This window comes from Micromonospora sp. NPDC006766 (assembly GCF_040636055.1).
In the GTDB taxonomy this organism is placed as follows: domain Bacteria; phylum Actinomycetota; class Actinomycetes; order Mycobacteriales; family Micromonosporaceae; genus Micromonospora.
This window is the reverse complement of record NZ_JBEYIX010000135.1, coordinates 1-1,214: the sequence shown is the minus strand read 5'-3', so window position 1 is coordinate 1,214 and position 1,214 is coordinate 1. Positions and strand designations below refer to the sequence as shown.

General features: G+C 66.6%; 2 protein-coding genes. Both read left to right on the top strand.

All coding sequences use genetic code 11. From position 1 onward, the window contains the following. Positions 1-209: hypothetical protein (locus ABZ671_RS32700; protein WP_357865431.1), on the top strand; the 209-nt coding region annotated here is incomplete at its 5' end. 112 nt (positions 210-321) lie between these two features. After that, on the top strand, positions 322-1,214 hold an 893-nt coding region (locus ABZ671_RS32695), incomplete at its 3' end, for a polysaccharide pyruvyl transferase family protein (protein WP_357865428.1).

The window sequence follows — 1,214 nt, the reverse complement described above, 5'->3', positions numbered from 1 at the left end:
ACTGCAACAGACCATCGACTCACTACAAGCCCAACAGCTACGCGAACGGGTACGACAAGCCGTCCGAGGACCAATCCGCCGACTGCTACGCCGCTAACCCTCGTACGCCCTATCTCAGCGGGTTCGGCTGCGTGTGGTTCGGGGGCCGCGACGGCTCCATCGTCGCGCCGCCGGCGGCACCCGCTGGCACCCCGTGCCCGATGACCTAAGCTTCCTATTTCTACACGGCACGGGAACCTTGCGCCGGCCAGCGAGCTCGGGCCGCCGCTCCGGTTCCCGCCGGGTACGCGGTGCCCGGGACCGGAAGGATGGACACCCCGGATGCATCAGCGGATCCTGCTCCGCGCCCGCAAGGGCCCGTTCGACGTCGTCACCGCGGAGGAGACCTTCGAACGGGACTGGATCGGCAAGAACAGCGGCAACCTGGTCTTCAGTCACGCTACGTACAAGCTGCTGGCCACCTCGACGGCGGAGATCACCCCGTCGCGGTTTCGGGCGGACCCGCGGAACGCCGACGAGATCAACGAGAAGTACGACGTCTTCGTGATCCCGCTGGCCAACGCGTTCCGGCACACCTTCACGCACCGGCTGGAATCGATGACCCGGCTGATCGAACGGTTGAAGATCCCGGTGGTGGTGTTCGGGGTCGGGGCGCAAACCGACGTCGACGGCGACCGGGAGCAACTGCGCCCGATCGACGAGCCGGTCCGCGCCTTCTGCCGGGCGGTGCTCGACCGATCGCACAGCATCGGCGTACGCGGCGAGGTCACCGAGGACTACCTGCGCACCCTGGGCTTCTCCGCGGTCGAGCAGATCGGCTGCCCGTCGATGTTCCTGCACGGCGACAGCCTCCACATCGACAAGCCGAAGGCATCCCTGGACATCGATGATCGGCTCGCGTTCGTCATCTCGCCGTACGTCCGGATGCTGGCGCCCATCATCCGCCACCACCAGCAGCGCTACCCGAACCTTCGCTACATCGCGCAGGACCTGTTCACCCTCGGCACCCTGCTCTACGGCGACCGGCCACACTTGCGCGGCAAGTCCGCCGATATGCCCATCCACACCTCGCACCCGCTCTTCGTCGAGGACAAGGTGCGGATGTTCATCGACCCGCCGACCTGGATGGAATACCTCTCCGGCTTCGACTTCGCCTTCGGCACCCGCATCCACGGCACCATCACCGCACTACTCGCCGGCACCCCCGGCTACCT